Annotated in this window: 22 protein-coding genes; 6 read left to right on the top strand and 16 right to left on the bottom strand. The window is 75.4% G+C overall.

Annotated features, from left to right (window positions below):
• Positions 1-53: 53 nt before the first annotated feature.
• The 6 genes from F593_RS0115125 to F593_RS0115100 all read right to left on the bottom strand — a co-directional run bounded on the left by F593_RS0115125 (position 54) and on the right by F593_RS0115100 (position 7806).
• Positions 54-1307, bottom strand: a complete 1254-nt coding sequence (locus tag F593_RS0115125) for a hypothetical protein (RefSeq protein WP_022929593.1) — start codon at positions 1305-1307, stop codon at positions 54-56.
• 97 nt (positions 1308-1404) lie between these two features.
• Positions 1405-2580 (bottom strand): acyl-CoA dehydrogenase family protein, encoded by a 1176-nt coding sequence (locus tag F593_RS0115120; RefSeq protein ID WP_022929592.1) that lies wholly within the window; start codon positions 2578-2580, stop codon positions 1405-1407.
• 207 nt (positions 2581-2787) lie between these two features.
• Entirely contained in the window at positions 2788-4467 is a 1680-nt protein-coding gene (locus F593_RS0115115; RefSeq protein ID WP_028721708.1) for a DEAD/DEAH box helicase, read from the bottom strand.
• A 761-nt stretch (positions 4468-5228) separates the two neighbouring features.
• Positions 5229-5939 (bottom strand): class I SAM-dependent methyltransferase, encoded by a 711-nt coding sequence (locus tag F593_RS28555; protein ID WP_022929590.1) that lies wholly within the window; start codon positions 5937-5939, stop codon positions 5229-5231.
• Positions 5936-6925 (bottom strand): phytanoyl-CoA dioxygenase family protein, encoded by a 990-nt coding sequence (locus F593_RS0115105; RefSeq protein WP_022929589.1) that lies wholly within the window; start codon positions 6923-6925, stop codon positions 5936-5938. The genes F593_RS28555 and F593_RS0115105 overlap by 4 nt, the downstream gene beginning before the upstream one ends.
• Positions 6922-7806 (bottom strand): class I SAM-dependent methyltransferase, encoded by an 885-nt coding sequence (locus tag F593_RS0115100; RefSeq protein ID WP_084630098.1) that lies wholly within the window; start codon positions 7804-7806, stop codon positions 6922-6924. The genes F593_RS0115105 and F593_RS0115100 overlap by 4 nt, the downstream gene beginning before the upstream one ends.
• A 75-nt stretch (positions 7807-7881) precedes the next feature.
• On the opposite strand from F593_RS0115100, the gene F593_RS0115095 reads away from it, so the two are divergent.
• The gene (locus F593_RS0115095) at positions 7882-8826 is read left to right on the top strand and encodes a quinone oxidoreductase family protein (protein WP_022929587.1); all 945 of its coding nucleotides are present in this window, start codon (positions 7882-7884) and stop codon (positions 8824-8826) included.
• A 215-nt stretch (positions 8827-9041) separates the two neighbouring features.
• Here the strand turns inward: F593_RS0115095 and F593_RS0115090 are convergent, their stop codons facing one another.
• Positions 9042-9419, bottom strand: coding sequence for an FKBP-type peptidyl-prolyl cis-trans isomerase (locus F593_RS0115090; RefSeq protein ID WP_022929586.1), 378 nt, complete (start codon positions 9417-9419; stop codon positions 9042-9044).
• 169 nt (positions 9420-9588) lie between these two features.
• On the opposite strand from F593_RS0115090, the gene F593_RS28550 reads away from it, so the two are divergent.
• From F593_RS28550 to F593_RS0115075, 3 genes are read left to right on the top strand one after another with little or no spacing between them, the layout of a single operon-like run.
• Positions 9589-11313, top strand: a complete 1725-nt coding sequence (locus tag F593_RS28550; RefSeq protein WP_051160552.1) for a response regulator — start codon at positions 9589-9591, stop codon at positions 11311-11313.
• The gene (locus F593_RS0115080; protein WP_028721707.1) at positions 11310-12347 is read left to right on the top strand and encodes a HEAT repeat domain-containing protein; all 1038 of its coding nucleotides are present in this window, start codon (positions 11310-11312) and stop codon (positions 12345-12347) included. The genes F593_RS28550 and F593_RS0115080 overlap by 4 nt, the downstream gene beginning before the upstream one ends.
• A gap of 1 nt (position 12348) precedes the next feature.
• Positions 12349-13857 carry a glycosyltransferase family 2 protein gene (locus tag F593_RS0115075; protein WP_022929584.1) on the top strand — a complete coding sequence of 503 codons (1509 nt, stop codon included), beginning with the start codon at positions 12349-12351 and terminating at the stop codon, positions 13855-13857.
• Between the two features lie 51 nt (positions 13858-13908).
• On the opposite strand, the gene F593_RS25670 is transcribed toward F593_RS0115075, so the two are convergent.
• From F593_RS25670 to F593_RS0115045, 6 genes are all read right to left on the bottom strand, one after another.
• Positions 13909-15963 (bottom strand): hypothetical protein, encoded by a 2055-nt coding sequence (locus F593_RS25670; protein WP_157251849.1) that lies wholly within the window; start codon positions 15961-15963, stop codon positions 13909-13911.
• A gap of 205 nt (positions 15964-16168) precedes the next feature.
• The gene (locus F593_RS0115065; RefSeq protein ID WP_022929582.1) at positions 16169-17341 is read right to left on the bottom strand and encodes a zinc-dependent alcohol dehydrogenase; all 1173 of its coding nucleotides are present in this window, start codon (positions 17339-17341) and stop codon (positions 16169-16171) included.
• 10 nt (positions 17342-17351) lie between these two features.
• Complete coding sequence (locus F593_RS0115060; RefSeq protein WP_022929581.1) at positions 17352-18167, bottom strand: SRPBCC family protein; 816 nt, start codon at positions 18165-18167, stop codon at positions 17352-17354.
• An 87-nt stretch (positions 18168-18254) separates the two neighbouring features.
• Positions 18255-19382: a phosphatase PAP2 family protein gene (locus tag F593_RS25665; protein ID WP_022929580.1), complete on the bottom strand. Its 1128-nt coding sequence runs from the start codon at positions 19380-19382 to the stop codon at positions 18255-18257.
• A complete protein-coding gene (locus tag F593_RS25660) occupies positions 19379-20665 on the bottom strand; it encodes a phosphatase PAP2 family protein (protein ID WP_022929579.1) in 1287 nt (428 codons plus the stop codon). Before F593_RS25660 ends, F593_RS25665 begins: the two co-directional genes overlap by 4 nt.
• Positions 20666-20790: 125 nt before the next feature.
• Complete coding sequence (locus F593_RS0115045; protein WP_022929578.1) at positions 20791-21720, bottom strand: neutral zinc metallopeptidase; 930 nt, start codon at positions 21718-21720, stop codon at positions 20791-20793.
• Between the two features lie 84 nt (positions 21721-21804).
• Between F593_RS0115045 and F593_RS0115040 the strand changes: the two genes are divergently transcribed.
• Both F593_RS0115040 and F593_RS29975 read left to right on the top strand, forming a co-directional pair.
• Entirely contained in the window at positions 21805-22233 is a 429-nt protein-coding gene (locus tag F593_RS0115040; RefSeq protein WP_022929577.1) for a hypothetical protein, read from the top strand.
• A gap of 124 nt (positions 22234-22357) precedes the next feature.
• Positions 22358-22531: a hypothetical protein gene (locus tag F593_RS29975; RefSeq protein ID WP_022929576.1), complete on the top strand. Its 174-nt coding sequence runs from the start codon at positions 22358-22360 to the stop codon at positions 22529-22531.
• 62 nt (positions 22532-22593) lie between these two features.
• Here the strand turns inward: F593_RS29975 and F593_RS0115030 are convergent, their stop codons facing one another.
• From F593_RS0115030 to F593_RS25655, 3 genes are read right to left on the bottom strand one after another with little or no spacing between them, the layout of a single operon-like run.
• A complete protein-coding gene (locus F593_RS0115030; protein WP_022929575.1) occupies positions 22594-23424 on the bottom strand; it encodes an ABC transporter permease in 831 nt (276 codons plus the stop codon).
• Complete coding sequence (locus tag F593_RS0115025) at positions 23421-24236, bottom strand: ABC transporter permease (protein ID WP_022929574.1); 816 nt, start codon at positions 24234-24236, stop codon at positions 23421-23423. The genes F593_RS0115030 and F593_RS0115025 overlap by 4 nt, the downstream gene beginning before the upstream one ends.
• Before the next feature lie 10 nt (positions 24237-24246).
• Entirely contained in the window at positions 24247-25251 is a 1005-nt protein-coding gene (locus tag F593_RS25655) for an ATP-binding cassette domain-containing protein (RefSeq protein WP_022929573.1), read from the bottom strand.
• Between the last annotated feature and the right edge of the window lie 64 nt (positions 25252-25315).

Genomic DNA, 25315 nt, shown 5'->3' with positions numbered 1-25315 from the left:
CGCAGGCGGCCTGGGTGCGCAGCCGGCGGGCAGACGGACCGGCGCCGGCCCGGTCACTCCTCCGGCAGGACCTCGACCCGCACGCGCCGCTCCTCCAACGCCCGGGCCCAGGGGGCGCGGACGCCGTCGTCGCGGTGCTCGCGGAGCAGCTCGCTGAAGGGCGCGGGCGGATCCACCGAGATGCTGGGCCGCCACAGTGCGTAGGCGTCGAACGCGTGCCGGGCCAGCGCGGCGTCGGGTGCCGGCGGACGCAGCAGCACGGGGCCGTCCGTCTCGCGGTCGCGGCCGAGGAGGCCCGCGCGCTCGAGGTCGCCGAGCAGCGCCCGCACGAGCTTGCGGTGGTCCGCTCCGGCCTTCAGGCCGAGCACCCCCGCCAGCTCCTCCGCCAGCGTGGCGGTCGAGACCCGGACGGGGCCCGTCATCCACCTCGTGCGCCGGGCGAGGGCCTGCCACACCATCGTGCCGCGGACCGCGCGCCGGACCGCGTTGGCCCCCTCGCCGCGGCCGAGCAGCAGCGCGCCGACCTCGACCCGCGTGGAGAGCAGCGGCACCGGAGCGCCGTCCGGGGCCTCCAGCGCGATGTGGGAGAGCGGGATCCAGCTGCGCTCGGGGTAGGGCTGGTCGCGGTCGACGGTGAGCTCGCCGTGCAGCGCCGGCAGCGATGCGACCCCGACCTCGAAGAACGGGTCCGCGGGCTCGTCGCGCGGCCGCAGGTCGAGGCTGGCCCGCAGGCGCCCGTGCCGGGCCAGCTCGCGGAAGCGGCCCGTCCCGATCCCGGAGTACGTCTGCCGCCACACCGCGCGCAGCAGCCGGTTGGTCACGGGGTCGTCCGGGGCGTCGTGGTCGTGGTCGTCGAGCCGGTCGCGCATGAGGCGCATCCGCTCGACGGACGGCGGCGTGGGACGCAGGAGCGCCAGCCGGGTCGCGGTGCGCTCGATGACGCCCCCGGACTCCAGCAGCGTCAGGGCCTCCTCGAGCGTCGGGACGTCCTCGTCCTGGCCGCGGATGACCTCGAACGGGGCCCGGATCTCGGGCGCGTCGCGTGGGATCACCGCGTGGTAGCCGCCGGTGCGCGCGACGAGGGAGAGGTGCGCCGCCGCGGGCCCCGTCAGCGCGTGGATGCCGTGGCCCTCGGCCCCGGGCACGGCCCACGCGGCCTCGAGCTGCGACGTGAGGACGGGCCACCCGGTCCGTGCCGGCGTGGTGATCGGCCCGGACATGGCGTCGGCGAGGACCGGCGTGTAGCGCAGCTCGTCGGCGGCCAGAGCCCCCCGCCACGCCCACGTGTCCCGCACGATCCTCTGCATTCACCCTCGACTTCGGCCCCGTGGGGCGGTCTCCTGGAACGGCGAGCATAAAGGCGACCGCGGTCGTGGGCCGCACCCCCCGCCCGGGACGCGGCGCTCACCCCGCGTCGTCGTCCCCCGCGGCCTCGACGGGGCCGCGTCCGAGCGCCAGCAGCAGCGCGTCGTTGGCCCCCTCGCCGATCTGCGTCTGGGGGGCGTCGCGGCGCAGGCGGGCGAGCTCGTCGCCGGCCCGGTAGGAGCGGCTGGCGGCCAGGCGGGCGGCCTGGTCCACGGCCCACACGGCGGTCTCGGACGCCACGACCTTCGCCGCCGACGTCAGGTCGCGTTCCTCCTCGGCCCCCGCGTCGACGGCCGCGGCGGCACGGAGCGTCAGCGCCTCGGCGGCCAGCAGCCGGGCCCGCATCTCGCCGATCCGCAGCTGCGCGTGGGTGTGCTCCCCCAGCGCCCCGCCGCCGACCTCGCGGTGCGTGGCCTCCTCGAGCGCGGCCTCGAGCGCCCGGTCGACGATCCCGAGCGCCCGGCAGGCGACGTTCACGCGCCCGACGCCGAGCGCCCCGAGCATCTGCCGCGCGCCCTTCCCCGCCTGCTCCGGCCCGCCGAGCACCTCGGCCCCGGGCGCCTCGTGGCCGTCGAAGACGTAGGCGGCGGACTCCACCCCGCGGTACCCGACCTTGTCGAGCTCCTCGACCCGCCAGGTCGGCGAGTCGCGACCGTCGGCGGGGAGCAGCACGCAGGAGAGCGCCCCGTCGACGAGCGCCATCGTGCAGACGACCCCGGCCGTGACCCCGCCAGCGACCCAGCGCTTGCGGCCGTCCATGCGCAGGCCGCCGTCGATCCGCGTGGCCGTCGTCGTGATCTGGGTGAGGTCGCTGCCGGCGCCGGGCTCCGTGATCGAGAACGCGGCGTGGGTCGCGCCCGACGCGAGCTGCGGCAGCCACCGCTCCTGCTGCTCCGGCGTGCCGTGGGTGCTCAGCAGCGCCGTGGCCAGCCCCGTCGGGTTGACGGCGCCCGTGAGTGAGATCCAGCCGCGGGAGAGCGCGCGCCACGCGGGCACGAGCTCGGAGACGGTGCGCCCCTGCCCCCCGAACCGCGGCGCCACCATCGCGCCCGGCAACCCGAGGGCGACGAGCCGGTCCCACACGGCGTCGGGCAGGACGTCCTCGCGGTCCCACTCCCCCACGCCGGGCAGCACCGTGTCGTCGACGAACGCCTGCACCGCCGCGCGCAGCGCCTCGGCGTCGGAGGAGGACCGGAGCGTCGGCAGGGCGGTCATGGCCGCATCCTGCCGAATTGCCGCTCCGGGCCGCCGACCGCCCGGCCTCGACCGCGGACCCCGGCCGGGGCTCCACCTGGCCCGTGTCCGGCACCCCGACCGCCACCTTCCGCGACCGGCGCTCTGAATATGGCAAGAAGACCTTCCATATTCAGACTGCCGCCAGCGGGAGGCCGGTCACCGCCGCCGCAGGGCGGCGGGCCCCGCTCAGACCTCGCGGCGGATCTTGGGCTTGCGACCCTTGATCGTGGTGCCGCGAAGGGCCTCGATGACGTCGTCGGCCGCCGCGTCGGGGACCTCGACGAGCGAGAACCGCTCGTTGATCTGGATCGAGCCGATGTCGCGGCCGCTCAGGGACGACTCGCCCGCGATCGCGCCGACGAGGTCCTGCGGGCGCATCCGCGCCGCGCGGCCGGCGCCGACGAAGATCCGCGTGGTGCCGTCGCCGCTGCCGCGGCGCTCGCGGCGGTTGCCACCCGCACCGGCCGAGCCCTCGCGGGCCTCGCGGAACCCGGTGCCGCGGTGCTCCTTCTGGCGGCCGGCGGCCACCTCGGGGATGTCCTCCTCGTCGACCGGCGCGCCGCCGGCCTCGTGGGAGAGCTTGACCGCGGCCGCGGCCACGTCCATGACGTCGAACTCGTCCGCGAGCTCCTCGACGACGCGCCGCAGCAGCGACAGGTCGTCCTCGAGGAGGCTCTCGCGCAGGGCGGCCTTCGTCATGTCGAGACGGCGGGCGCGCAGGTCGGCGACCGTCGGGACGCGCTCGACCGTGATCTGCTGCTTCGTGAGCCGCTCGATGTTCTTCAGGTTGCGGTGCTCGCGCGGCTGGGCGAACGTGATCGCGACGCCCTCGCGGCCCGCGCGGCCGACGCGGCCGATGCGGTGCACGTACGCCTCGGGGGCCGACGGGACGTCGTAGTTGACGACGTGGGTCAGCGTGTCGATGTCCAGGCCACGGGCCGCGACGTCGGTGGCGACGATGAGCTCGGTCGTCCCGGCCTTCAGGCGGTCGATCGTGCGCGAGCGCTGGGTCTGGTCCATGCCGCCGTGCAGGGCCTCGGCGGTGTAGCCGCGGCCGTTGAGCGTCTGGGCGACCTCGTCGACCTCGGCGCGCGTGCGGCAGAAGACGATCGCCGCGGACGGCTGCTCCTGGTCCAGCACGCGGCAGAGCGCGGCGGCCTTGTGCTGGCGGGCGACGACGTAGGCGCTCTGGCGGACCTTCGGGGCCTCGCCGTCCGGCGTCTCCTCGCGGGCGAGCTGCACCCGGACCGCGTCCCGCTGATGCTTGCGGGCGAGCTTGTCGATGCGGGAGGGCATCGTGGCGGAGAACAGCACCGTCTGGCGCTCGCTCGGCGTGGCGCCGAGGATGCCCTCGATGTCCTCCTGGAAGCCCATGTCGAGCATCTCGTCGGCCTCGTCGAGGACGACCATCTCGATCGTGCCGAGGTTCAGCGCCTTGCGGGCGATGAGGTCCATGGCGCGGCCCGGCGTGGCGACGACGATGTCGACCCCGCGGCTCAGGGCCTTGAGCTGACGCACGATGGGCTGGCCGCCGAAGACGGGCAGCACCTGGATGCCGAGCGCCTTGCCGTAGGAGTACATGGCCTCGGAGACCTGCATCGCCAGCTCGCGCGTCGGCACGAGGACGAGCCCGCGGGGACCCTGGCGGTTCGAGCGCTCCAGGCGGTGCAGCAGCGGCAGCGCGAACGCCGCCGTCTTGCCGGTGCCCGTGGCGGCCTGGCCGAGGAGGTCCTTGCCGGCGATGATCGGCCCGATGGCCTCGCGCTGGATCGGCGTCGGCTCCTCGTAGCCCAGGCCGGTCAGGGCCTTGAGCAGCTCGGGACGCAGGTTCAGGTCGGCGAACGTGACGCCGCCCTCGGCCTTGATGTCGGCCGCGCGGGCGGACGCGGCGGCCGTGCTGGCGGCGGCCTGGTCGGCGAGGCGCTGGATGTCGGCGGCCTTGCGGGCCTCGGACTTCGCGGCCCGCTCGCGCTCGGCCTTCTCGGCGTCGGCGGCGACCTTCTGGGCGACGGCCTCGGCGCGAGCGGCCTCGGCGTCGGCGTCGTCCGCGATGGCCTGGGCCGCGTCGGCGGTGGCGACCTCGGGGGTCTCGGCGTCGGGCGTCTCAGCGTCGGCGTCGGCGGAGGCGGCAGCCTCGGGGGCCTCGACGGCCGGGGTCTCGACCTCGGCCTCCGAGGTCTCGGGCGCGACCTCGGGGGTCTCGACCTCGGCCGGGGCGTCGACCTCGGTCTCCGCGGTCTCGGCCTCGGCGGCCGGGGCGTCCGGCGCCTCGACGGCGTCGCCGGCCGAGATCGTCGTGCTGTCGGTGGCGGGGGCCTCGGGGGCCTCGCTCACGGGGGAGTCGACGAGCGCGGGGGCGGTCGTCGTGTCATCGGTGACGGGCGTGCCGTCGGGAGCGTTCTCGCTCACGGTGGGTCCTTCGGTGGTGGCGGCCTCGGTGACGGCCTGCCCACCCTCGCCGGTGAGGCCCTCCCGCAAACGGCGGTCGAGGGTCCGGCGGGTGCTCGCGTCCGACTGATCGAGTCCTGGGTACGACGGGAGCGGGTCGCTCCGATCACGCGCCGCGGTGCGCCGCGGCGACGACGAATCGTGCCACACCGCGGACGACCCGTGTGTGCGCACCCGACCTAGCGGTCGGGCGCCCCGTCCGCGGGCGCGCGGCCGACGAGCACGGCGATGGCGTCGCCCGCGTCGTCGAACCCGCCGGTCTCGCGGAGCCCGGCCCACGGCAACAGCGCGCGGTAGTCGGCGGCGGTGCGGGTCGCCCAGTGCGCGGCGTCGTCGCCGTCCGAGACCGACTCCGAGAGGAACACCAGGCCGCCCGGGGCCAGCACCCGCCGGATCTCGGCCATCGTCCGGCCGAGCGCGGGCATCGGGATGCCGCCGAGGACGAGCGAGGTGAAGACGACGTCGACCTCGCCGTCGCCCACGGGCAGCACCGCCTCGTCCATCCGGCGGTACTCCACGTCGGGGTGCGGGGGTGCCAGGGCCAGGAGCTCCGCGACCGGGTCGACCCCGATCGCGCGGCCGCCGAGCAGCGCGGCCAGGCCCGGGGTCAGGCGCCCCGTGCCGCATCCGAGGTCGAGCACGGTCCGCTCCGCGCCCGTCAGCTCGGCGCGCAGGAGCGGGAAGAGCTGCGCCCGGTGCCCGTCCGCGACCGCGTCGAGGTCACCGTCGACGGGGTGGTCGAGGTTGACGACGGCGCGGTCGCCCAGGGCGATCGCCCGCCGCCGCCAGTAGTCCACGCCGGGGACGGGCACGACCGCGAGGCCGTCCGCCGTCGCGCCGGCCACGAACGTCGTGTCGTTCCCGGGGGCGCGCTCTCCCGCCGTGCTCACCGCGACACCACCGGGTTCAGGGGCGTGTCGATGATCCCGCCGGGCTGCGCGCCGGGCAGGAACTTCTCGTAGTCGCCCGAGACCATCGTGGGCTGGTCCACGAGCCGCGCGCCGTCGGCGAAGTACGTCGTCGCCATCACCTGCCGCGGCTGCGTGGTGCCGTTGCCGCGCGCGCAGTGGAACGCCCACGCGTGGTGGAACGAGACCTCGCCGAGGGCGAACGGGGCGTCGTCGACCCGCACCCCGGCCTCGCGGAACGCCGCCTCCACCCCGCGGTCGTAGCCGTCGCCCGCGCGGTCGAAGTCCACGTCCTCGGCCAGCCGCCAGGTGTCCTTGCCGGGCGCGAAGGCGAGCGGGCCCATCGGCTCCGGGATCGCCTGCAGGGGGATCCAGCTCGTGACGATGTCGCGGGAGGCGATCGGGAAGTGGTGCGCGTCGAAGTGCCACGGCGTGCGGCCGCAGCCGGGCTGCTTGCTCAGCACGTTGTCGTGGTAGATCCGGGCGTCGGCGACGCCGAGCAGGTCGGCGGCCAGGCGGCCCAGGCGCGGCGAGAGGGCGAAGAGCCGCAGGACCGCGGAGTCCGTGCGCCACATGAGGTCGAGGCTGAGGAATCCGGAGGATCCGGGGCCCTCGCCCGCGGCGGCGAGCCGCTCGACCTCGCGACGTCCCGTCGCCAGCGCGCGCGGGCTGAGGACGCCGGGCAGCTTGGCGTAGAGATCGGCGGCGAACCCGGCGGCCTGGGCGTCGCTCAGCACGTAGGGCTCGCGCAGCTCCTCGGCCAGCTCCGCGACGGTCAGCGGCTCGACGTCCTCCGGAGGCTCGACGGGGACGAGCTCGGCCGGTGTGCCGTCCGTCGCGGCGAGGGACAGGTACCAGTCCCACCACGCCTCGTTCGACGCCTCCCACGGCTGGTCGACGCCCGACTCCCGCGCGTGCTCGGCGGAGAGGATGCGGCTGTTCTCGGCGGTCGGGTCGGTGGTGCTCATCGGGTCTCCCCCGGGGTGAGGAGGACGAGGTCGACCTCCTGGTGGAACCGCCAGACGCCGGCGGCGTCGTCGCGGCAGCCCGCGAGGTAGTCGCCCAGGACCGGCGCGTCGAGCATCTGCTCCAGCGAGACGGAGTCGTCGAACGCGCAGCGCTGCAGGAACCCCTCGACGACGTCGCGGTCGTCCTGCGCGACGACGTGGTCGTAGGAGAGCCGGCGCACGACGATCTCGTGCGGCCCGTCCTTGACCGCGATCCCGATCGCCTCGACGAGCTCCTCGCACGAGACGTACGGGGTGCCCTCGCCGCCGCGCACCCCCTCCAGGAACGCGCGGTAGAAGGCGAGGTAGTGACCGTCGGCGGTGCCCTGGGCGATGAGCGCCACGCCGTGGGGCGCCGTCGCCGCCACGAGCCGGCGCGCCGCGGCCTGCAGGTGCGCGGGCTCCAGCGCGTAGAGCGCGTGGGTGGCCCAGACGACGTCGAACGGGCCGACGGACGGGTCGAGGTCCTCCAGCGTCGTCTCGAGCCGCTGGGCCTCGTGGAACGGGGGGCGGAGCTCCGCCGCGGCCTCCGCGATCGAGAACGCGGAGGGGTCGAGCAGCGCGTAGTCCACCCGTAGGCCCTCGTCGGCGAGCGCGGGCACCGCGGTGTCGCGCAGGAGGGCGGCGGGGAACTTGCCCGAGCCGCACGCGACGTCGAGCAGGCTCAGCGACTCGGGGTTCCCTGCGCGCTCACGGACCTCTCGGAACAGCCGCGGGTGGTCGAGCGCCTTGGCCAGCAGGCGGTAGTCGAGGTGCGCGAGGGCGTAGAACGCGTCCATCCCGCGCCGACCGTCCTCGCTCCAGTGCTCGAGGCTGCGAGCGGCGGTGTCGTTCTGAGGCATTCCCTCTCAGTACGTAGCCGGAAGGGCGATCGGATGCCGCCGGCCGACGATCCGCCGAGCCGCTAGCGTCGTCGGATGCGCGCGATCGGCATCCCGGAGTTCGGTGGACCCGACGTCCTGGAGGTGTTCGACCGCGAGCCGCGCGAGCCGCGGGAGGGCGAGGTCCGCATCCGGGTCGCGGCCGCGGCGGTCAACCCGACGGACATCACGACCCGCGACGGGACGGCCGCGGCGGCCTACCGCGACATCCCCTTCCCGATCGTCCCCGGGATGGACGCCGCGGGGACGATCGACGCCGTCGGCCCCGGCGTGACCCGACTGGCGGTCGGCGACGAGGTCATGGCCGCCGTGCTGCCGCGGCGCCCCGGCCCCGACGGGGGAGCGCAGGCAGAGCTCATCGTGGTCCCCGAGGCGTCGGCCGTGCCGCTCCCGGAGGGCGCCACGCTGCAGGAGGCCGCCACCCTGCCCATGAACGGGCTGACGGCGATCCATGCCCTCGACCTGCTGTCGATCCCGTCCGGCGGCACGCTGCTGATCACGGGGGGCGCCGGCCACCTGTCGGCGCTGACGATCCCGCTCGCGAAGGAGCGCGGCCTGCGGGTGTTGGCGGATGCCCGCGCCGACGAGCGCGACCTCGTTGCCGGGTACGGCGCAGACGACGTGCTCGAGCGCGGCGACGGGCTGGCCGCCCGTGTGCGCGAGCTCGTCCCGGACGGCGTGGACGCCGTGCTCGACGCCGCGCTGCTCGGCCCCGCGATCTACGCGGCGGTCCGCGACGGCGGCGGCTACGCGGCCGTCCGCGGGTTCCGCGGCGAGACGGAGCGCGGCATCGTCCCCCACGCGGTCTGGGTCGCCGAGCGCCTGGAAGACACGAAGGCGCTCCTGCACCTCCGCGAGCTGGCCGGCGCCGGCCGCCTGCCCCTGCCCGTGTCGGCGACCTTTCCGCCCGAGGAGGTCGGCGAAGCGCACCGGCGGATGGAGGCGGGCGGCGTCCGCGGCCGCCTGCTCATCGTGTTCTGAGGGAGGGGGGCGGGCGCCGGCAGCGGTTCCCGGCCGGTGCTGCGTCCGAGGTTTGCCGCATCGCTCCCGCTCCGGTCCGTCGACCGCGACCGCCAGCGCACGACCGGAGCGCCGCTCGCGGGCGACGCCGGTCCGGCCCCTCCGGGTGCCCCGAACCGCGCCGCACTCCTGCGCGGCCCGGCCCGGGACGCTCGGGGCGGGACCCGGTCTGCCGCCTAGCGGACGCCCAGGAGGTCGACCACGAAGACGAGGGTCTCGTCCGGGCCGATGACGCCGCCGGCGCCGCGCTTGCCGTACCCGAGCATCGGCGGGATGGTGATCCGGCGGCGGCCGCCGACCTTCATGCCCTCGACGCCCTGGTCCCAGCCCTGGATGACCATGCCCTTGCCCAGGCCGAACTTGAAGGTGTCGCCGCGGTCCCACGAGGCGTCGAACTGCTCCTTCGTCGACCAGGAGTGGCCGACGTAGTGCACTTCGACGGTGTGGCCGGCCTTGGCCTCCTCGCCCTCGCCGACGACGAGGTCCTCGACCTCGAGCTGGTAGGAGGGGGCGCCGTCGGGGATCTCGACGGTCGGCTTCTCGCTCGTGCTCATGCCGGGGACGCTAGCCGGTCGCGGTGCGCCCCTGTCCTCCGCGGGCCTCGACGCCCCGCGGCCGTCCGGGTCGCAGGTCGCGATCGCCCACCGGCTCAGGGCGCGGGCGGTACGGTCTCGGGTACCGCCCGGCCCCCGCCGGGCCGGATCCCCCACCCGTGGCACGCGCATGTCTCAGGACGACGACCTCGAAAACGCCCTCCGCGCCGTCTGGGCCCGCCGGCGGCCCAGCATCTTCGAGCGCCTGTCCGTCGTCGAGGGGGCGATAACGGACGCGCTCGAGGGCACCCTGGACGACGCCGGGCGCGGGGAGGCCGAGCGCGCCGCCCACCAGATCGCGGGGTCGGCGGGCACCTTCGGCTTCGACAGCGCGTCCGTCCACGCCCGGGCCCTGGAGCATGCGTTGCGCGACGGCCCGCCGCAGATCGGCGACCTCCCGCGCCTCGCCGGTCTCGCGCAGGACCTGCGTGCGGAGCTCGAGCGCGACGACGTGCAGGGTCCGCCGGACGACGACGCCGACCCGGCCCCGCAGGACGGGGGCGCACCGGGCTCGGCGGCGTCGGCCCCGGCCGGGACGAGCGACCAGGCCGCGTCCCCCGGGCGCGGGACCCCGTCGGCGACGGCCACCGCGGACGCCCCCAGCGCCACGTCCGGGGCCTCCGCCCCGTCGGCCGCCGCGGGCCCGGCCGACGTCCTGGTCGTGGGCGGCGACCCGGGTCGCGCCGCAAGGCTGGCCGACGCGCTCCTCGCCCTCGGACTGCGGGCCGAAGCACTGGCCGGGCCGGCCGAGGCGCGCGATGCGCTCCATCACCGTGTCCCGGGAGGCCTGCTGCTCGACGCGCACATCCCGGGCGGTCCCACGGCGGTTCTCGAGCTGCTGGACGAGTTCGCGGACGAGCTGCCCGTCCTCGTCGTCGACCAGGACGAGGAGCTCGTCCGCGACGACGTGACGCACCGGCGGGCGCACGGGCCCCTACCGTCGGACGCCGACGTGCCGGCCACCGCCGCGGCCCTCAGCGCCCTCCTCGACCGTCTGCGGATCGCGGGCACGCCCGTCGCCGTGTCCGCCCCCGCAGGGGAGGCCCGCGAGGCGATCGTCGCCGGACTGCGCCGGGCCGGGCTGACCGTCGAGGCCGACGACGGCGACGTCCGTCCGCTCCTCGCCCGCGCCCGCCCCGAGCTGCTCGTCCTCGCCGGCGCCGCCGAGGCGGTCCTCGCCGGCTGCCGCACGGTGCGCAACGACCCGCGCTGGTCCGCTCTGCCGGTGCTCGCCGTCGCGGGGGACGGTGTGCCGTCGGCGGAGGAGGCGTTCGCCGCCGGGGCCGACGACCACCTCGACGGGAGCGCCACGGCGCCCGCCGGTCCGGCCGGGGCCCTCGTCGGGCGCGTGCGCAACCGGCTGGTCCGCGTCCGCACGCTCACCCGGGCGGGCGGTACCGGGCAGGAGGCCGCCCTCGGCGGTGCCGCGGTCCCGGCCGACGCCGAGGGGACGGGTGCCGACGACGGCGTCCGACCGACCGTCGACGTCGTACTCGTGGAGGATGACCCCTCGATCGTCGCGCTCCTCGAGCACGCCCTGGACGGCCGGGGCCTGACCGTGCGGCACCTCGGCGACGGCCTGCAGGCCGCGACGGCGCTGGCCGGCGACGCCCCCACCGTGGTCGGACGCGTCGTCCTGCTGGACTGGGACCTCCCCGGCATCGACGGCCTGCGGGTCCTGCGTGCGATGGGCCGCAACGGCGCGCTCGAGCACAGCCGGGTGATCATGCTCACCGCCCGCGCGGGCGAGCGCGAGGTGCTCGAGGCGCTCGAGGCCGGCGCCACCGACCACGTCGCGAAGCCGTTCAGCCTGCCCGTGCTGCTGCAGCGCGTCCGCGGGGCGATGCTGCGGTGAGCGCGCTCGAGGTGCTCCGCTGGTCGCTCCTGGCCGAGGCGGTGGTGCTCTTCGTCGCGCTCGCGCTCGTGCTGGGCCACGTGGCCTGGCACGTCGCCGCCGACGGCCGCCGTTCGCGGCGGCTCGACGGCGCCCGCGAGGCGTTCGCGGAGGCCCTCGCCGACGGTGCAGCGGCGCCCGCCGTGGCCGGCGCGCTGCGCGGCCTGCCGGTCCGCGACACCGTCGCCGTCCTCGCCGCCTACGCCCCGGTCCTGGGCGGATCGGGCCGGGGCGTGCTCTCGCGGGCCGCCGCCGACGCCGGCGTGACCGCCCGGGCCGAGCGCGACACCCGCAGCCGCCGCTGGACCCGCCGGCTCCGGGGCGCCCAGGTGCTCTCGACCGTCGGCGGCGGCGCCGACGCGATGCCGAGGCTGCTGGACGACCCGCGTGCCGAGGTCCGCGCCCAGGCGGCGGGCTGGGCTGCGCGTGAGCCGGGCGAGGCCGTCTCCCGCCGTCTCGTGGCCCACCTCGACGATCCCGAGCTCGTGTCCCGCTTCTCCGTGCAGGACGCGCTCCTGCGTTCCGGGCGCACCGCGCTGCCGGCTCTTCGGGACGCGCTGGACCACGCCGAAGGCCCGTCGGCCGCCCGGCTGCTCGAGGTCTGCGCGCCCTCGGGCGACAGCATGTTCGGCCCGGCCGCGCTGCGGCTGCTGCACGACCCGCATCCGCCGACGCGGGCGCTCGCGGCCGACCTCGCCGGCCGCACCGCCGGGGCCGACGCCATGGACGAGATCGCGGGGCTGCTCGACGATCCCGACCCGGGCGTGCGCGCCTCCGCGGCCTCGGCGCTCGGCCGCGCGCAGCACTGGCCGGCCGGGCCGCGCCTGCGCGTCCTGCTGCGCGACGCCGAGTGGGACGTGCGCCGCGCCGCGGCCCTGGCCCTGGAGGGCTTCGGGCCGGCGGGTGGCCTGCTCCTGCGCCGAGCGCTCGAGGACGAGAACCCCGACGCGCGCGACATGGCGCGCCTCGTGCTCGGCCGCCCGGCGGGCGTCTGACGTGCCGCCCGTCCCACCGCTCGCGCTGCTCCCGGACCACCCCCTGCTCGCCCTCGGCCCGCTGGCCGCCTCCGCCGGCGAGATCGGGCGCAGGATCCTGGTCGACTCGCAGTGGGTGATCCTCGGCTACTTCCTCGCCCTGAACGGGTTCCTGCTCGTCCTGCTGACGATGGCGGCCGTCGAGCTGCGCCGCCAGCGCGCCGCCGAGGTCCTCGCGTCCCGCTGGCGGGTGCTCGGCTCGGACGTCGCGCCGCGGGTCTCCATCCTCGCCCCGGCCTACAACGAGGCCGCGACCGTGGTGGAGAGCGTCCGTTCCCTGCTCACGCTGCGCTACCCCGACCTCGAGATCGTCCTCGTCAACGACGGCTCGAAGGACGACACGATGGGCGTGCTGCGCCGGGCGTTCTCGCTCGAGCCCCAGCACCCCATCCACCGCCACGCCGTCGAGCACCAACCCATCGTCGGCGTGGAGCGCTCCTCGATCGCACCGAACCTCGTCGTGGTCGACAAGGAGAACGGCGGCAAGGCCGACGCCCTCAACGCGGCCCTGAACGTGGCGTCGGGCGAGCTCGTGTGCGCCATCGACGCCGACACGCTGATCGAGCCGGAGGCGCTGCTGCGGATGGTGCAGCCGTTCCTCATGCGCTCCGACATCGTGGCGGCCGGCGGCACGATCCGCGCGGTGAACGGCTCGAGCGTCGACCACGGCCGCGTGGTGACCCCGCGCACGCCCCGGGGCTTCCTGGCGGGCGTGCAGTCCGTGGAGTACCTCCGCGCCTACCTCACGGGCCGCCTGGGCTGGAACCGGATGGGCGGCAACCTCATCATCTCCGGGGCGTTCGGCCTCTTCCGCCGGTCCTCCGTGCTGGCGGCCCAGGGCTACGAGCACGCGACGGTCGGCGAGGACATGGAGCTCGTGGCCCGCCTGCGCCGCCGTGCGTACGAGGACGGCGGCCCGGGCCGGGTGGAGTTCGTTCCCGACCCCGTCGCCTGGACCGAGGTCCCGGAGTCCCTGAAGGTCCTGGGCCGCCAGCGCGACCGCTGGCACCGCGGACTGGCCGACGTCCTCTGGCGCTACCGCGGCGTGGCCCTGCGCCCCCGCTACGGCAGCCTGGGGTTCGTCGCCTACCCGTACTTCGTCCTCGTCGAGCTGCTGGGCCCCGTCGTGGAGGCGATCGGCCTGATCGGCCTGGTCATCGGCCTGGCGACGGACACCGTGAACTGGCCCTTCGCCGCGCTGTTCCTGCTCGTCGCCTACGGCCTCGGCCTGATCATGACGGTGCTGACCATCGCGCTCGAGGAGTGGACGTACCGCGGCTACGGGCGGGGCCGCGAGACGCTCGTGCTGCTCGGTTGGGCGCTGATCGAACCGCTCGGCTACCGGCAGCTGACGGTCGTCTGGCGCCTGAAGGGCCTGTGGAAGTACGCCCGCGGCAACACGGAGTGGGGCGTCATGACCCGCAAGGGGTTCGCCACCGAGGAGGAGCCGCCCGGACCCGCGGGGCCGTAACGCCCGGTCGGCGCAGCCGCCCACGGCCATCGGCCTCTCGGGCCCGGGCCGTCAGTCTCCGGAGGCCGGGCCCTTCGCCGCGCCCGTCGCCATCTCCCGCCGGACGGCGCCCCAGCCGGCCTTGCGGCGCTCGTGGAACTCGACGGTCGACCAGTCCTCCCAGTCGTAGCCCGCGGTGCGCAGCGGCGCGTCGGAGCCGGCCTGCACGGAGATCGAGACGCGGCCCGTGCGCTCCGACGTCACCGTGCCGTCCTTCCGCCCGCGGAGCACCTGGTGGCTCGAGGGGTCGGAGTAGCCGAGCAGCGCCCAGGGCACGCGCAGCTCGAGGACCTTGCCGCGGCCCATCACGAGGTTGCGGTGGTCGAAGCCGGGGGCGTCCGGGTCGGCCGTCCCCCAGCGCAGTCGCGAGAGGTCGTGGAACTCGGCGGGCTGGGGGCCTACGCCCGGCACGTTCTGCGGTCGGTTGAGGAGCTGCCGCGGCCGGCTCCACGCGCCGCTGCTCGTGCGCATCGCCGCCTGGTCGAACGGCACGTAGTCGTAGGCGATGCCGTAGAGCCACGGGAGGGGGTCGAGCCACGCCGCCTGCAGGAGCGTGGCCTTCTCCCCCGGCCCGACGATCACGCCGTGGTCCGCGCGGGGGTCCGCGCCGTTCGTGCCCGGCAGCCCGCGGTTGCCCTTCCCCGTCACGCCGAAGCCGATCCGGATCGGTCCGCGCTCCCAGGCCCGGTCCTCCCGCAGGCGCACGCGCAGCCACAGGCCGCCCGCGTCGTGCGTGGCTCGCACGTCCTCCACCGGGCCGGCGGACTCGGCGATCGACTGGCTCGTGGAGGCCGTCCAGTCGCGGTCGTCCCCGTCGAGGACCTTCGTCGGCTTGCGGCCGGGCTCGACGGCCACGATGCCGAAGTGCTCCTCGTTCGTCAGCGCGTTGCGCCACAGGGCGCGGCGCTCGGGGGGCAGCTCGAGCTCCGCCGTGTTCCAGGTGAACTTGAACCACTCGTCGGCCCAGGCGAAGAGGACGCCTCCGGCGTAGCGCTCCTCGCGGATGCGCTGCAGCAGCGAGGCGTCGATCTTGCCGGCCGCCTGCTCGGAGTGCCCGCCCTGGTCGCGTCCGATCGGGCCCCGGTGCGCCGCGCCGAGGCTTGCGGGCACCCCGAACTCCGTGACCATGATCGGCATCCCGCGGTGGTGGGCGCGGAGGGCTCGCAGGTATCCGGCGTAGGGGTCGGTGGTCCCGTCGGCGGCCTTCGCGTCGCGGTACTCCCACCGCAGGAAGTCCGGGTAGTACGGGTAGACGTGGTAGCTCGCGAAGACGCCGCCCGGCCAGGCCTCCGTGGCCCGCACGTGCGTCGCGTCGATCGAGACGAGGTCCTCCTTCTCGGCCGCCTCGCTGGGGTGCTCCAGCGGATCGGTCGTCACCCAGTTCGTGAACGTCAGGGGACGGCTCCAGCCGCGCTTGGCCTCGAGCGTCGCGACGTGGTCCATGCCCGCGGCGATCCAGCTCTCCATCGGGTTCGCGTCGGCGCTGGCCCGGATGTAGCGGCCACGGTAGGGGCCCTTCCCCGCGTTCTTGCGGTTCGTCTCCTCGACGGCCTGCGGGTCCCACTCCACGCCGAGGGACCAGCCCAGCAGCCACTGCGAGATGTCGGCTCGATACCGGCCGGAGGCGTGGCCGGGTCGCTCGGGCAGGTTCGCGTCGCCGTGCACGACGGCGACGGCGTCGGAGAGCTCCGCCTTCCAGTCGTCGAGCAGCGCGTACGCGTCGCGCCCCTCGATGAACTCGTCCTCGGGGATCCACACCCCGTGGAGCAGGTGGATCGGCCGGTCGGGGTGCGCCGTGTTGTGCGCGGCGAACGCCTCGTAGAAGTGCGGGGGGAGGATCGTGTAGACGCGCAGCAGGCGGACCCCGAGCTCGCCCATGCCGTTGAGCCAGCGGTCGTAGTCCTTCCGGGTCGGCGCGAGCTGGCCCGGGAACGTCCCCGGCAGCGTCGTGCCGAGGTTGACGCCGGGCCAGAAGCGCGGCGCGAACCCGTCCCGGTCCGTGGCCAGCGCGATGTCCTCGCCCTGGACGCGCGCCGGGACCTTGAGGCCGTCGACGGTCGCGGGCACGCCAGCGTAGCTCGGGCCCTGCGGAAGTGCCTCGGCGTCCTCGCCCGAGCCGCCGCAGCCGGTCACGGCGCAAGCCAGCACGGCGAGGAGGACGGGGCCGAGACGGTGTGGGCGGCGAGAGGCAGGCGAGGGCACGGCACACCGGGGGATCGGCAGGACGGGACGCCGCTGAAGGCTCGTCCCCGTCCTCCGCCCCCGCGCGCCCCTACGGCTTGAGGATCACCTTCGTGCAGCAGTCCTCCTTGTGCTTGAAGGTGTCGTAGCCCTTCGGGGCGTCCTCCAGGCTCATGGTGTGCGAGATCGCGAAGGCCGGGTCGAACTCGCCCTTCTCGATGCGCTCCAGCAGCGGCCGCATGTAGCGGTGCACGTGGCACTGACCCGTGCGCACCGTGAGGCTCCGGTTCATGAGCGAGCCGAGCGGGAACTTGTCCATCAGGCCGGCGTAGACGCCGATGATCGACACCGTGCCGCCGTTGGCGCAGGCCATGATCGCCTCGCGGACGGCGTGCGGGCGCTCCGTCTCCATGCGGGTGGCCTGCTTCACGCGGTCGTACGCGTTGACGGCGGCGTGGCCGTGGTGGGCCTCCATGCCGACGGCGTCGATGCAGGCGTCCGGCCCGCGACCGGCCGTCATCTCGTTCAGCGCCTCGAGCACGGCCGTCTGCTCGTAGTTGATCGTCTCGAGCCCGAGGTCGTTGCGGACCTTCTCCAGCCGGTACTCGATGCGGTCGATGACGATGACCCGCTCGGCGCCCATGAGCTTCGCGCCCAGCGCGGCGAACAGGCCGACCGCGCCCGCGCCCCACACCGCGACGACGTCGCCCTCGCTGATGTCGGCCATCTCGGCCCCCATCCAGCCCGTCGGCAGGACGTCGGAGAGCGGGAGCACCGACTCGTCGGGCAGGTCGCCCTCGATCTTGATCGGCCCGACGTCCGCGAACGGCACGCGGGCCGCCTCGGCCTGCCCGCCCGCGAACCCGCCCGTCAGGTGCGAGTAGCCGAAGATGCCGGCCACGGGGTGGCCCATCATCTTCTCCGCCAGCGCGGCGTTGGGGTTCGAGTTCTCGCAGGAGGCGAAGAGGCCCTTCGCGCAGGCGTTGCAGCCGCCGCACGCGATCGGGAACGGCACGACGACGCGGTCCCCCTTCTTGAGGTTGTCGATGCCCTTGCCGACGTCGGTGACGATCCCCATGAACTCGTGGCCGAGGATGTCGCCCTGCTTCATCGTCGGCATGTAGCCGTCGTAGAGGTGCAGGTCCGAGCCGCAGATCGCGGTCGAGGTGATCTGGACGATCGCGTCGCGGTCGTTGAGGATCTTCGGGTCCGGGACGTTCTCGACCTGGACGGTGTTGCGGCCACTCCAGACGTTCGCGCGCATGGTGGGCTCCTTACCGGTTCTGGGTGGGATCGGCGACGGGCTGCGCCGGCCGCTGGGTCATCAGGCGGGGCGCGGACGGGCCCTCCGGGCTGCCGTCCGAGCGGAGCACCTCGCCCGTCTCGACCGTCTGCTTGAAATGCCGCAGGTCGTCGGCGACCTGCTGGTCGAAGGAGCGGCCCGCGACCCTCTTGGCCAGCTCGACCGGGGGCAGGCCCGCACCCTCCTTCACGTTCACCCGGACCTCGGTACCGCGGCCGCCGGGGGCGATGACGAAGTCGGCGGACTCCTTCGGCGCCACGCCGTCCCACGCCTCCCACGCCGCGCGGACCTCCTCCAGAGGCGCGCGCACCGTCACGCCGGTGCGCTCGCGCTTCGGGTGCTCCTTCACGGTCGGCAGCGGCGGGCCGTCCGCGTCGGACTGCTCCTTCGCGCGGGCGAGCGCCAGGACGTCGGCGGTGCCGATCGCCGTGGCCGTCGCGAAGGCGAGCGCCAGGCGCCAGCGGTTGCGGTCCTGGGGCCGGCTGCGCCACGAGGCGACGAGCAGCCCCACGTCGAGCGCGTCGCCGGCGACGCGGGCGATCAGCGTGCGCACGGGCCACGGGCGCTCGGCCGCGAGGATGCCGGCGCCGGCGGCGAGCTCGCGCGTCCCGCCCGCCACGACCGTGACGAGCTTGGCGCGGGGGCCGTCGGGAGCCCCGATCGCGCGGTTGAACGCGCCGGGCGCGAGGGTCTGGGGAACACCGAGCGCGAGGCTGGCCCAGCCGAGCGCCTGCTCGAGCGGGCCGAGATCCCCGGGACGCCCGAGGTCGGAGGCGGAGGGAGGCATGGCCGGGTCGTACCCGCCCGGGCCCGATCTGACACGGCCCCGTCGCCTCGGGCGCGGGCCCGCGCCGGGCAGCGCCGTCGTGCGGCCCTAGTCCGCGGGGGCCGCCGCGGTCCCGTCGCTACGGCCCGCGGCCTCCTCGGGGTCCCCTGCGACAGCCGTCCCGTCCCGGCGCTCCCGCTCGGCCGCACCCCCGCGGCGCACCGCCCGCAGGTCGATCCCGGTCAGGAGCCGCGCGATGCCTAGGGCCGCGGCGCCGAGCGCCATGCCGGCGATGTCGTCGAGCACGTAGTGCCAGCCCAGGTAGACCGTGCCCGTCAGCGTGACCACGAACCAGACCCAGAGGGCGATCTTCAGCCGCCGGTCCGCGCCGACGAGGTGCGCGGCCAGCGCCGCGGTGAAGCTCATGGAGACGTGCAGCGACGCGAACGCCGCGATGCTCTGCGGCGTCGCCGTGGCGGGGTCGCGCAGGAACGCGATCCGCTGGTCGAGCAGCACGCCCTGAAGCCGCGTGACCTCGGTGTAGGGCAGCCCCGCGAAGTCGCCGCGGAACGCGTAGATCGGGCCCAGGGAGGGCAGCGCGAAGTAGCTCAGCGCGCCCAGCACCCAGTTCAGCGACTGCGCGCACGTGTAGAAGAGCCCGGAGCGCAGGTCCCGCGAGAAGACGAGGGACACGCCGATCGTCAGCGGCAGGAAGACGATGAACGCCACGTAGAACGTCGAGAGCACGTGGGACGTGATGCCCGTGCCCAGCACGCTGTGCAGGAGCTCCGCGGGATCCGTGCCGAAGAACAGCGCCCGGTCCCAGTCCGCCAGCTCGCGGTCGAACAGGTGCTCCGGGCGCACGAGCGGGACGATGCTCTTGACGTTCCGGTACGCCATGTAGGACAGGTAGAAGCCCACAAGGGCCCCACCGGCGGCGACGGCGCGCAGGGGCGTCCAGCGCTCCCGCCGCACGCGGAGCAGCTCGGCCTTCGACGGCAGCGGTCGACCGGGCCGCGCGCCGGCCCGCCAGAGGACGTCGAGGCCCACGAAGGCGACGACCGCGAACCCGACGAGACCCAGGTAGAGCGCGGCCACGTGGTCGGGGTCGCGCAGCGGCAGCCCCTGGTCGTTCACCGCGATCGTCGCGGCGACCACCATCAGGAGGGCGACGAACGGACCGGCGGCGGCCGCACGCCAGCGGGCTGGTCCCCGCGGGGGCGCGGGGGCGCTCATCGGGCCTCCCCCGTGGCGGGCGCGGACCGGTCCGGGTCGCCCGACGGGCTCATCGCCGTCCGCCCGTCGGACGCCGTCGTCCCCGCGGTGAGGAGCTCGGCGGCCACGGCGTCCCCGGGGGTCGTCGCGGACGACGCCGCGCCGGCGGACGCGTCCCGCGAGGTCGCCGCGGCGTCCGCGAGGGGCGACGCCGCCGCACGGTCCGCCCGGGGGTCGTAGCCCGTGATGACGAGCGCGAGGCCGACCGCCGCCGCGCCGAGGATGAGGCCGCCGATGTCGTCGACGACGTAGTGCCAGCCCAGGTGGATGGTCGCCATGGCGGTCAGGGCCAGCAGCACCCACGCGACGACCCGCGCGCGCAGGCGCATGCCGAGCACGTGCGCCGCCAGGGCGCCCGTGAAGAAGATCGAGATGTGCAGCGAGGAGAACGCCGCGATGCTCTGGGCCGTCCCCGTCGCCGGGTCGCTGAGGAAGTCGACCCGCTGGTCCAGGAGGATCTGCTGCAGGTTGGTGACGCTGGTGGACGGGAGCGCCGCGAACTCCGCCGGGTCCGCGTAGACCGGTCCGAGCGCGGGGAGCAGGAAGTAGCTCGCCGCCCCCAACAGCCAGTTCAGCGACTGCGCGGTGGCGTAGAACAACCCCGCCTGCAGGTTGGGCGAGAACACGAGCGCCAGGGCCAGGGTCGCCGGGATGTAGAGGAAGAACAACCCGTAGACGAGGGAGAGCGCCTCCGTGGCCACGCCCGTGCCGAGCACGGAGTGCATGATCACGGCGGGGTCGTGGCCGAGGAACAGGGAGCGGTCCAGGCTGGCCAGCGGCCCGTCGAAGAGCTCGCCCGGACGGATCAGCGGAACGACGCTCTTGAGGTTCCGGTACGCCAGGTACGTGAGGTAGAAGCTGATGAGCGCCGTCATCACCGCGACGCTGCGCCCCGCGGTCCAGCGCTCGCGCCGGACCTGCGCCACGTCCGCCATCGCGGGCAGCACCCGCCCCGTGCGGCGCGACGCGCGGACGAGGACGTCGGCGGCGATCAGCACCCCCACGAGCGCGAAGACGATGAGCAGGCGCCGGCCCGCCACGTGGTCGGGGTCGCGCAGCGGCACCCCGGCGGCGTCCGTGACCGCGAGCGCGGCGAGGAGCGAGACGAGGGCGACGACCGGGCCGGCCGCCAGCATCCGCCGCCGAGGAGACGCGGCGTCGGCGGCTCCGGCGGCCCCGGCGAGCGCGGGCTCTGGCGCGGAGGCGGTCGCCGGAGTGGCGCGTTCCTGGGGCTTCACGATCACCGGTGGGAGGGGCTCCGACGCAACACGACGTCGATCATGGTTACACGCTGGTCACATGTCCGGGGAGGCGACCGGGTCACGGGTGCCCCGGAACGGACCCGACGGCCCGCTTCCCGGGGCACCGCTCAGGCCCGGACGAACACGCTGCACTGGCTCGGCTCGCCCGACTCGAAGCCGAGCAGCCAGGCGTCGCGACGCTCCTGCGGGGTGCCGTGGTGCTGCTCCGAGCCGACCTCGAAGTCGCCGACCGCCAGCGCGGTGCTCAGGGCCTCCTCGACGTCGCCCTCCTGCAGCTCGCCGGCGCGGTACACCGAGGCGCCCCAGGTCCCCGCCAGGCAGTCGGCCTGCAGCTCGAACGGCATGGCCGACGCCCCGCGGCGCCGCTCGTCGAACACGCCCTGCTCCTGCTGCAGGTTGTGGGCGTACTCGTGGGCGACGATGTAGGCCACGCCGAAGTCGCCGACCGCGCGGCCCTGGGCGGCCTCGCCCGGGAACCCGCTGATCGCGCCCGTGAGCACGCCCTTGGCGATCCGCCGGCCGACGTAGATCGTGTCGTCGGCGGGGCAGTAGAACGCGGCCGTGTCGTCCGCGGGGGCCCCGCAGGCGGTGCGCACGGAGCGCCCGACGGGCACCCACGCGTAGCCCACGCGCGGCTCCTCCAGCCCGGCCGCCTTGAAGGTCTGGGACCAGTAGGCGTCGACCCGACGCAGCACGTCGGTGAGGAACGTGTCGATCTCGTCCGTCTCCGTCCGGCCGTCGCTCGACGGTGCCCGGGTCCCCTCGTCCGCCCGCGGCACGGAGCGCTCGAGGTCGTCGAAGGCGGCCTGGACCTTCGCCTCGAGCTCCTTGCCGATCTCGCGCGCGTCCTCCCGGATCCGCTTCGCGTCGCGCCGGACCCGCTCGATCCGCTCCTGCGCCTTCTCGCGCAGCTCGCGCGACTCTGCCCGGACGCGCTCGATCCGCTCGGCGACGGACTCGCCCTCGGAGTCACCGCCGCACCCGGGCAGGGCGACGAGGGCCACGAGGACGAGGAGTGCCGACAGCCAACGCTTCACAAGGCCGGTGGTACCCCGTCAGAGCCGGGCGCACCCGCGGAACGCCGCTGGCGCCCCGGCCCGTCCGCTGCGAGGATCGCCCCCATGCCGATCGCCCGCCCCGCCGCCTGCGCCCTCGCCGCGCTCGGCCTCGCCCTCCTCGGTACGAGCGCGGGCGACGCCCCGACGGCCGCGGGCGCCGCCGACCGGGAGTCGTGCGGGTCGCGCGGCGCGTTCGTCGTGCGACGGGGCGGCTCGGGCGTGGTCCTCGGCCGGGTGCGGAAGGACGGCGGCGTCTCCTACACCGCCTGCTCCACCCGCTACGGCCGCAAGGTCGTGCTGGCGACGGACCGCGCCGACGGGGCGAAGCTCGCCTTCACGCTCGGCCGCGCCCGCGTGTCGGGCTCGTCCGCCACCCTCGTCTACTGCCTGAGCGACGCTCTCGGCGCCGACCGCCACACCGTGAAGGCGAACCTCCGCACGGGCCGGACGACCCGCACGAGCGTGGCGTTCGAGACCGCCGGCTGCCGCTGAGGCGTCGCACCCCGACGGACCGGCCCGGCGGCGTGGCGTCGTCCGCGCCGGGAGGGGCGGCCCGGGTCGGGCGGCCCGGAACGGCGCCGCGTTGCCCGGACCCCGGACGGGGTAGCCGGACGGCATGAACCTCTGCCCCACCTGCGGCCAGCCGGCGACGAAGGCGTTCCCGCCCGACGAGGGCTGGGAGTGTCGCAACGAGGCCTGCCCCGAGTTCGGGCAGCCGCTGACCGCCCACGAGCCCGCGCCGGACGGGGCCCCGTCGCCGCGCGGCCCGGAGACGCCCGAGGAGCGCTGAGCGCGGCCGCTCGCGGGCCCGGAACGGCGGGGCTCGCCGGGGCCCGCGGGCCCCGCTCTCCCCTACCGCCCCATCCGCCGCAGGCCGATCATCGCCAGCGCCCCGAAGACGGCGACGAGCGCCGCGAGTGCCACGAGGCCCGGCCAGGTGTGCGCCAGGCTCAGGTCGATCCCCGACACCGTCGACTGGCGGGCGAGCTCGAGGATGTGCGAGACGGGGTTGACCCGGGCGACGTCCTCGAGCCAGCCCTTCAGGAGCGGCTGCGGGGTGTAGGCCGTCGAGAGGAAGACGCCGAGGAACACGCTCATCTGCATCAGCGGCCCCGCCTGCTGGGTGCGGAAGTGGACCGCGATGGCGATCGCCCACATCGCCGCGACGGTGCAGAACCCGGCGGACGCGACGTAGAGCGCCACGATGCCGAGGACGCCCCCGGTCACCTCGCCGCCGATCAGCACGCCGACGATCAGGACGAGCGTGACGGGCACCATCGACCGCGTGATCGCCCCGAGCACCGGGCCGAGGACCAGGAGCGGCCGGGCGACGGGCGCGACGAGCAGGCGGTCGAACCACCCCTGCTCGATGTCGCGTGCGAGGTTCGCCCCCGCGGCCGCGCCGGCGAAGCCCGCGCCCTGCAGGCAGCAGAGCGGGATGATCCAGGACAGGTAGGAGTCGGTCGGGAACCCCGGGAGCCCGACGAGCCGGCCGAACTGGCCGCTCGTGCCGAGCAGGAACACGAGCGGCGCGATCGACGTGCCGATGAGCGCCCCGCGCACGCGCGTGACCTCGTTCAGGGAGCGCAGCCAGAAGGCCCAGGCGACCCCGCCGGCGGGCGAGTTCGTGCCGCCGGACCGGGAGCCGGAGCGGCCGGCCGGGGAGTCCGTGGAGGTGCTCATGTGCGGCGCGCCCGGTCGCGGAGGGCGAGGACCGCCAGGGCGGTCGCGAACGCCGCCAGTCCGACCGCGGCGGCCAGGCCGATCCACGGGTCGCCGAGACTCGCGTCGCCCTGCAGCAGCCCGCGCGCGCCCTCGACCACGTAGGTCAGCGGGTTGTACGCGGACAGGTCGCGCAGCGTCGGCGTGAGCAGGTCGCGCGGGAAGAACGCCGGCGCGGTGAAGAGCAGGACGAAGACGAACGGGAAGATGGACTGCATGAGGCTCATCGAGCCGGTGCGGATCGCGATCGCGATCGCGAGCCCGCCGATGCCGACCGCCGTGATCACGGCGAGCGCGGCGGCCCCGAGGGCCCCGAGGACGCCACCCGGGTAGCTCGCGCCGAACAGCAGCGCCACGAGCAGGAACCAGGCCATCTGCAGCACCGCGAGCCCGAGCGTGCCGGCCAGGCGGCCGAAGACGAGGCTCGAGCGGCGCACGGGCGCGGCCAGCAGGCGGTCGAAGAAGCCGCCCTCGATGTCGTTGGCCAGCGCCATCCCGCTCGTCAGCCCGGACAGGAGCGCGCCCTGCAGCAGCGTGCCCGCGACGACGAACCCGAGGTAGGAGGAGACCTCCGGGAAGTCCCGCAGGTCGCGCCCGGCGCTCGTGCCCGACGCGATCACGGCCAGCAGCATGAGCGGCAGGACGAACGTGGGCATGAGCAGCTGCGCCCGGCGGAACTGCACGCTGAGCGCCCGCCGCCCGAGCGCGGTGACGACGCGCGACTCGCGCGCCACGCCGGCGATCACGACGGTGCTCCGGGGGCGGTGGACCACGTGCGACGGCTCACGCGGGCACCTCGGCCTGATCGGCCGACGCACCCTGCGTCGCCCCCTCGAGCGTCGACCCGGTGACGGCGGCGAACACGTCGTCGAGCGTCGGGCTCTCGACCTCGACGGACTCCACGGCGATCCCGGCCTCGTCGAGCGCACGGATCGCGAGCGGCACCGTCGCCTTGCCCCGCGCGGCGCGGATGGCGACGCGCGCGTCGTCCTGACAGTCCACGAGGGGGCCGACGGCGGAGAGCGCCACACGCGCGGCGGCCACGTCGGACTCCGGGGCGAGGTCCACGTGCAGCGTGGGCTCCCCCACGTGCGCCTTCAGCTCGGCGGGCGTGCCCTCCGCGACGAGCGAGCCGCCGGCGATGATCCCTACGCGGTCGGCCAGCTGCTCGGCCTCCTCGAGGTACTGCGTGGTGAGGAAGACGGTGGTGCCGTCGTCGTTGAGGCTGCGCACCTCGCGCCACAACGCCGAGCGGCTCGTCGGGTCCAGCCCGGTGGTCGGCTCGTCGAGGAACAGCACCTTCGGACGGTGCACGAGCGCCATGGCGAGGTCGAGCCGCCGGCGCATGCCGCCGGAGTACTGCCCGACCCGCCGTCCGCCCGCGTCGGTCAGCCCGACCCGGTCGAGCAGCTCCTCGGCGCGGGACCGCGCCTGCGCGCCCTTCATGCCGTGCAGCGCGCCCTGCATCCGCAGGAGCTCGCGCCCCGTCATGAGCGGGTCGATGGCGGCCTCCTGCAGCGCGACCCCGATGTTGCGGCGCACCGCGTCGGCCTGACTCACGACGTCGAACCCGGCGACCCGGGCCTCGCCCGCCGTCGGCTTGAGCAGCGTCACGAGGATCCGCACCGTGGTGGTCTTCCCCGCGCCGTTCGGCCCGAGGAACCCGTAGACCTCGCCCTCCCGCACCTCGAGGTCGAGCCCGTCGACGGCCTTGATGCCGCCCTTGAAGGCGCGCTCGAGGCCGTGGACGGAGACGGCGGGGGGCGAGGATGAAGCTGGTCCGGACACGCAGGCAGCGTAGAGGGACGGCCGGGCGGGCCCGTGATCACGGGGTCACGGACCCGCCCCTCCC

The organism is Patulibacter americanus DSM 16676, assembly GCF_000420025.1.
GTDB lineage: Bacteria > Actinomycetota > Thermoleophilia > Solirubrobacterales > Solirubrobacteraceae > Patulibacter > Patulibacter americanus.
Note: the sequence above shows the minus strand (reverse complement) of the source record. Positions and strands in the feature narration are given on the sequence as shown.

What these genes read in the sequence shown, in the direction of transcription:
- F593_RS0115125 (WP_022929593.1), bottom strand. Translation starts at nt 1,307, where the DNA reads ATGCAGAGGATCGTGCGGGACACGTGGGCGTGGCGGGGGGCTCTGGCC.
- F593_RS0115120 (WP_022929592.1), bottom strand. Translation starts at nt 2,580, where the DNA reads ATGACCGCCCTGCCGACGCTCCGGTCCTCCTCCGACGCCGAGGCGCTG.
- F593_RS0115105 (WP_022929589.1), bottom strand. Translation starts at nt 6,925, where the DNA reads ATGAGCACCACCGACCCGACCGCCGAGAACAGCCGCATCCTCTCCGCC.
- F593_RS0115100 (WP_084630098.1), bottom strand. Translation starts at nt 7,806, where the DNA reads ATGCCTCAGAACGACACCGCCGCTCGCAGCCTCGAGCACTGGAGCGAG.
- F593_RS0115095 (WP_022929587.1), top strand. Translation starts at nt 7,882, where the DNA reads ATGCGCGCGATCGGCATCCCGGAGTTCGGTGGACCCGACGTCCTGGAG.
- F593_RS0115090 (WP_022929586.1), bottom strand. Translation starts at nt 9,419, where the DNA reads ATGAGCACGAGCGAGAAGCCGACCGTCGAGATCCCCGACGGCGCCCCC.
- F593_RS28550 (WP_051160552.1), top strand. Translation starts at nt 9,589, where the DNA reads ATGTCTCAGGACGACGACCTCGAAAACGCCCTCCGCGCCGTCTGGGCC.
- F593_RS0115065 (WP_022929582.1), bottom strand. Translation starts at nt 17,341, where the DNA reads ATGCGCGCGAACGTCTGGAGTGGCCGCAACACCGTCCAGGTCGAGAAC.
- F593_RS0115060 (WP_022929581.1), bottom strand. Translation starts at nt 18,167, where the DNA reads ATGCCTCCCTCCGCCTCCGACCTCGGGCGTCCCGGGGATCTCGGCCCG.
- F593_RS25665 (WP_022929580.1), bottom strand. Translation starts at nt 19,382, where the DNA reads ATGAGCGCCCCCGCGCCCCCGCGGGGACCAGCCCGCTGGCGTGCGGCC.
- F593_RS0115040 (WP_022929577.1), top strand. Translation starts at nt 21,805, where the DNA reads ATGCCGATCGCCCGCCCCGCCGCCTGCGCCCTCGCCGCGCTCGGCCTC.
- F593_RS29975 (WP_022929576.1), top strand. Translation starts at nt 22,358, where the DNA reads ATGAACCTCTGCCCCACCTGCGGCCAGCCGGCGACGAAGGCGTTCCCG.
- F593_RS0115030 (WP_022929575.1), bottom strand. Translation starts at nt 23,424, where the DNA reads ATGAGCACCTCCACGGACTCCCCGGCCGGCCGCTCCGGCTCCCGGTCC.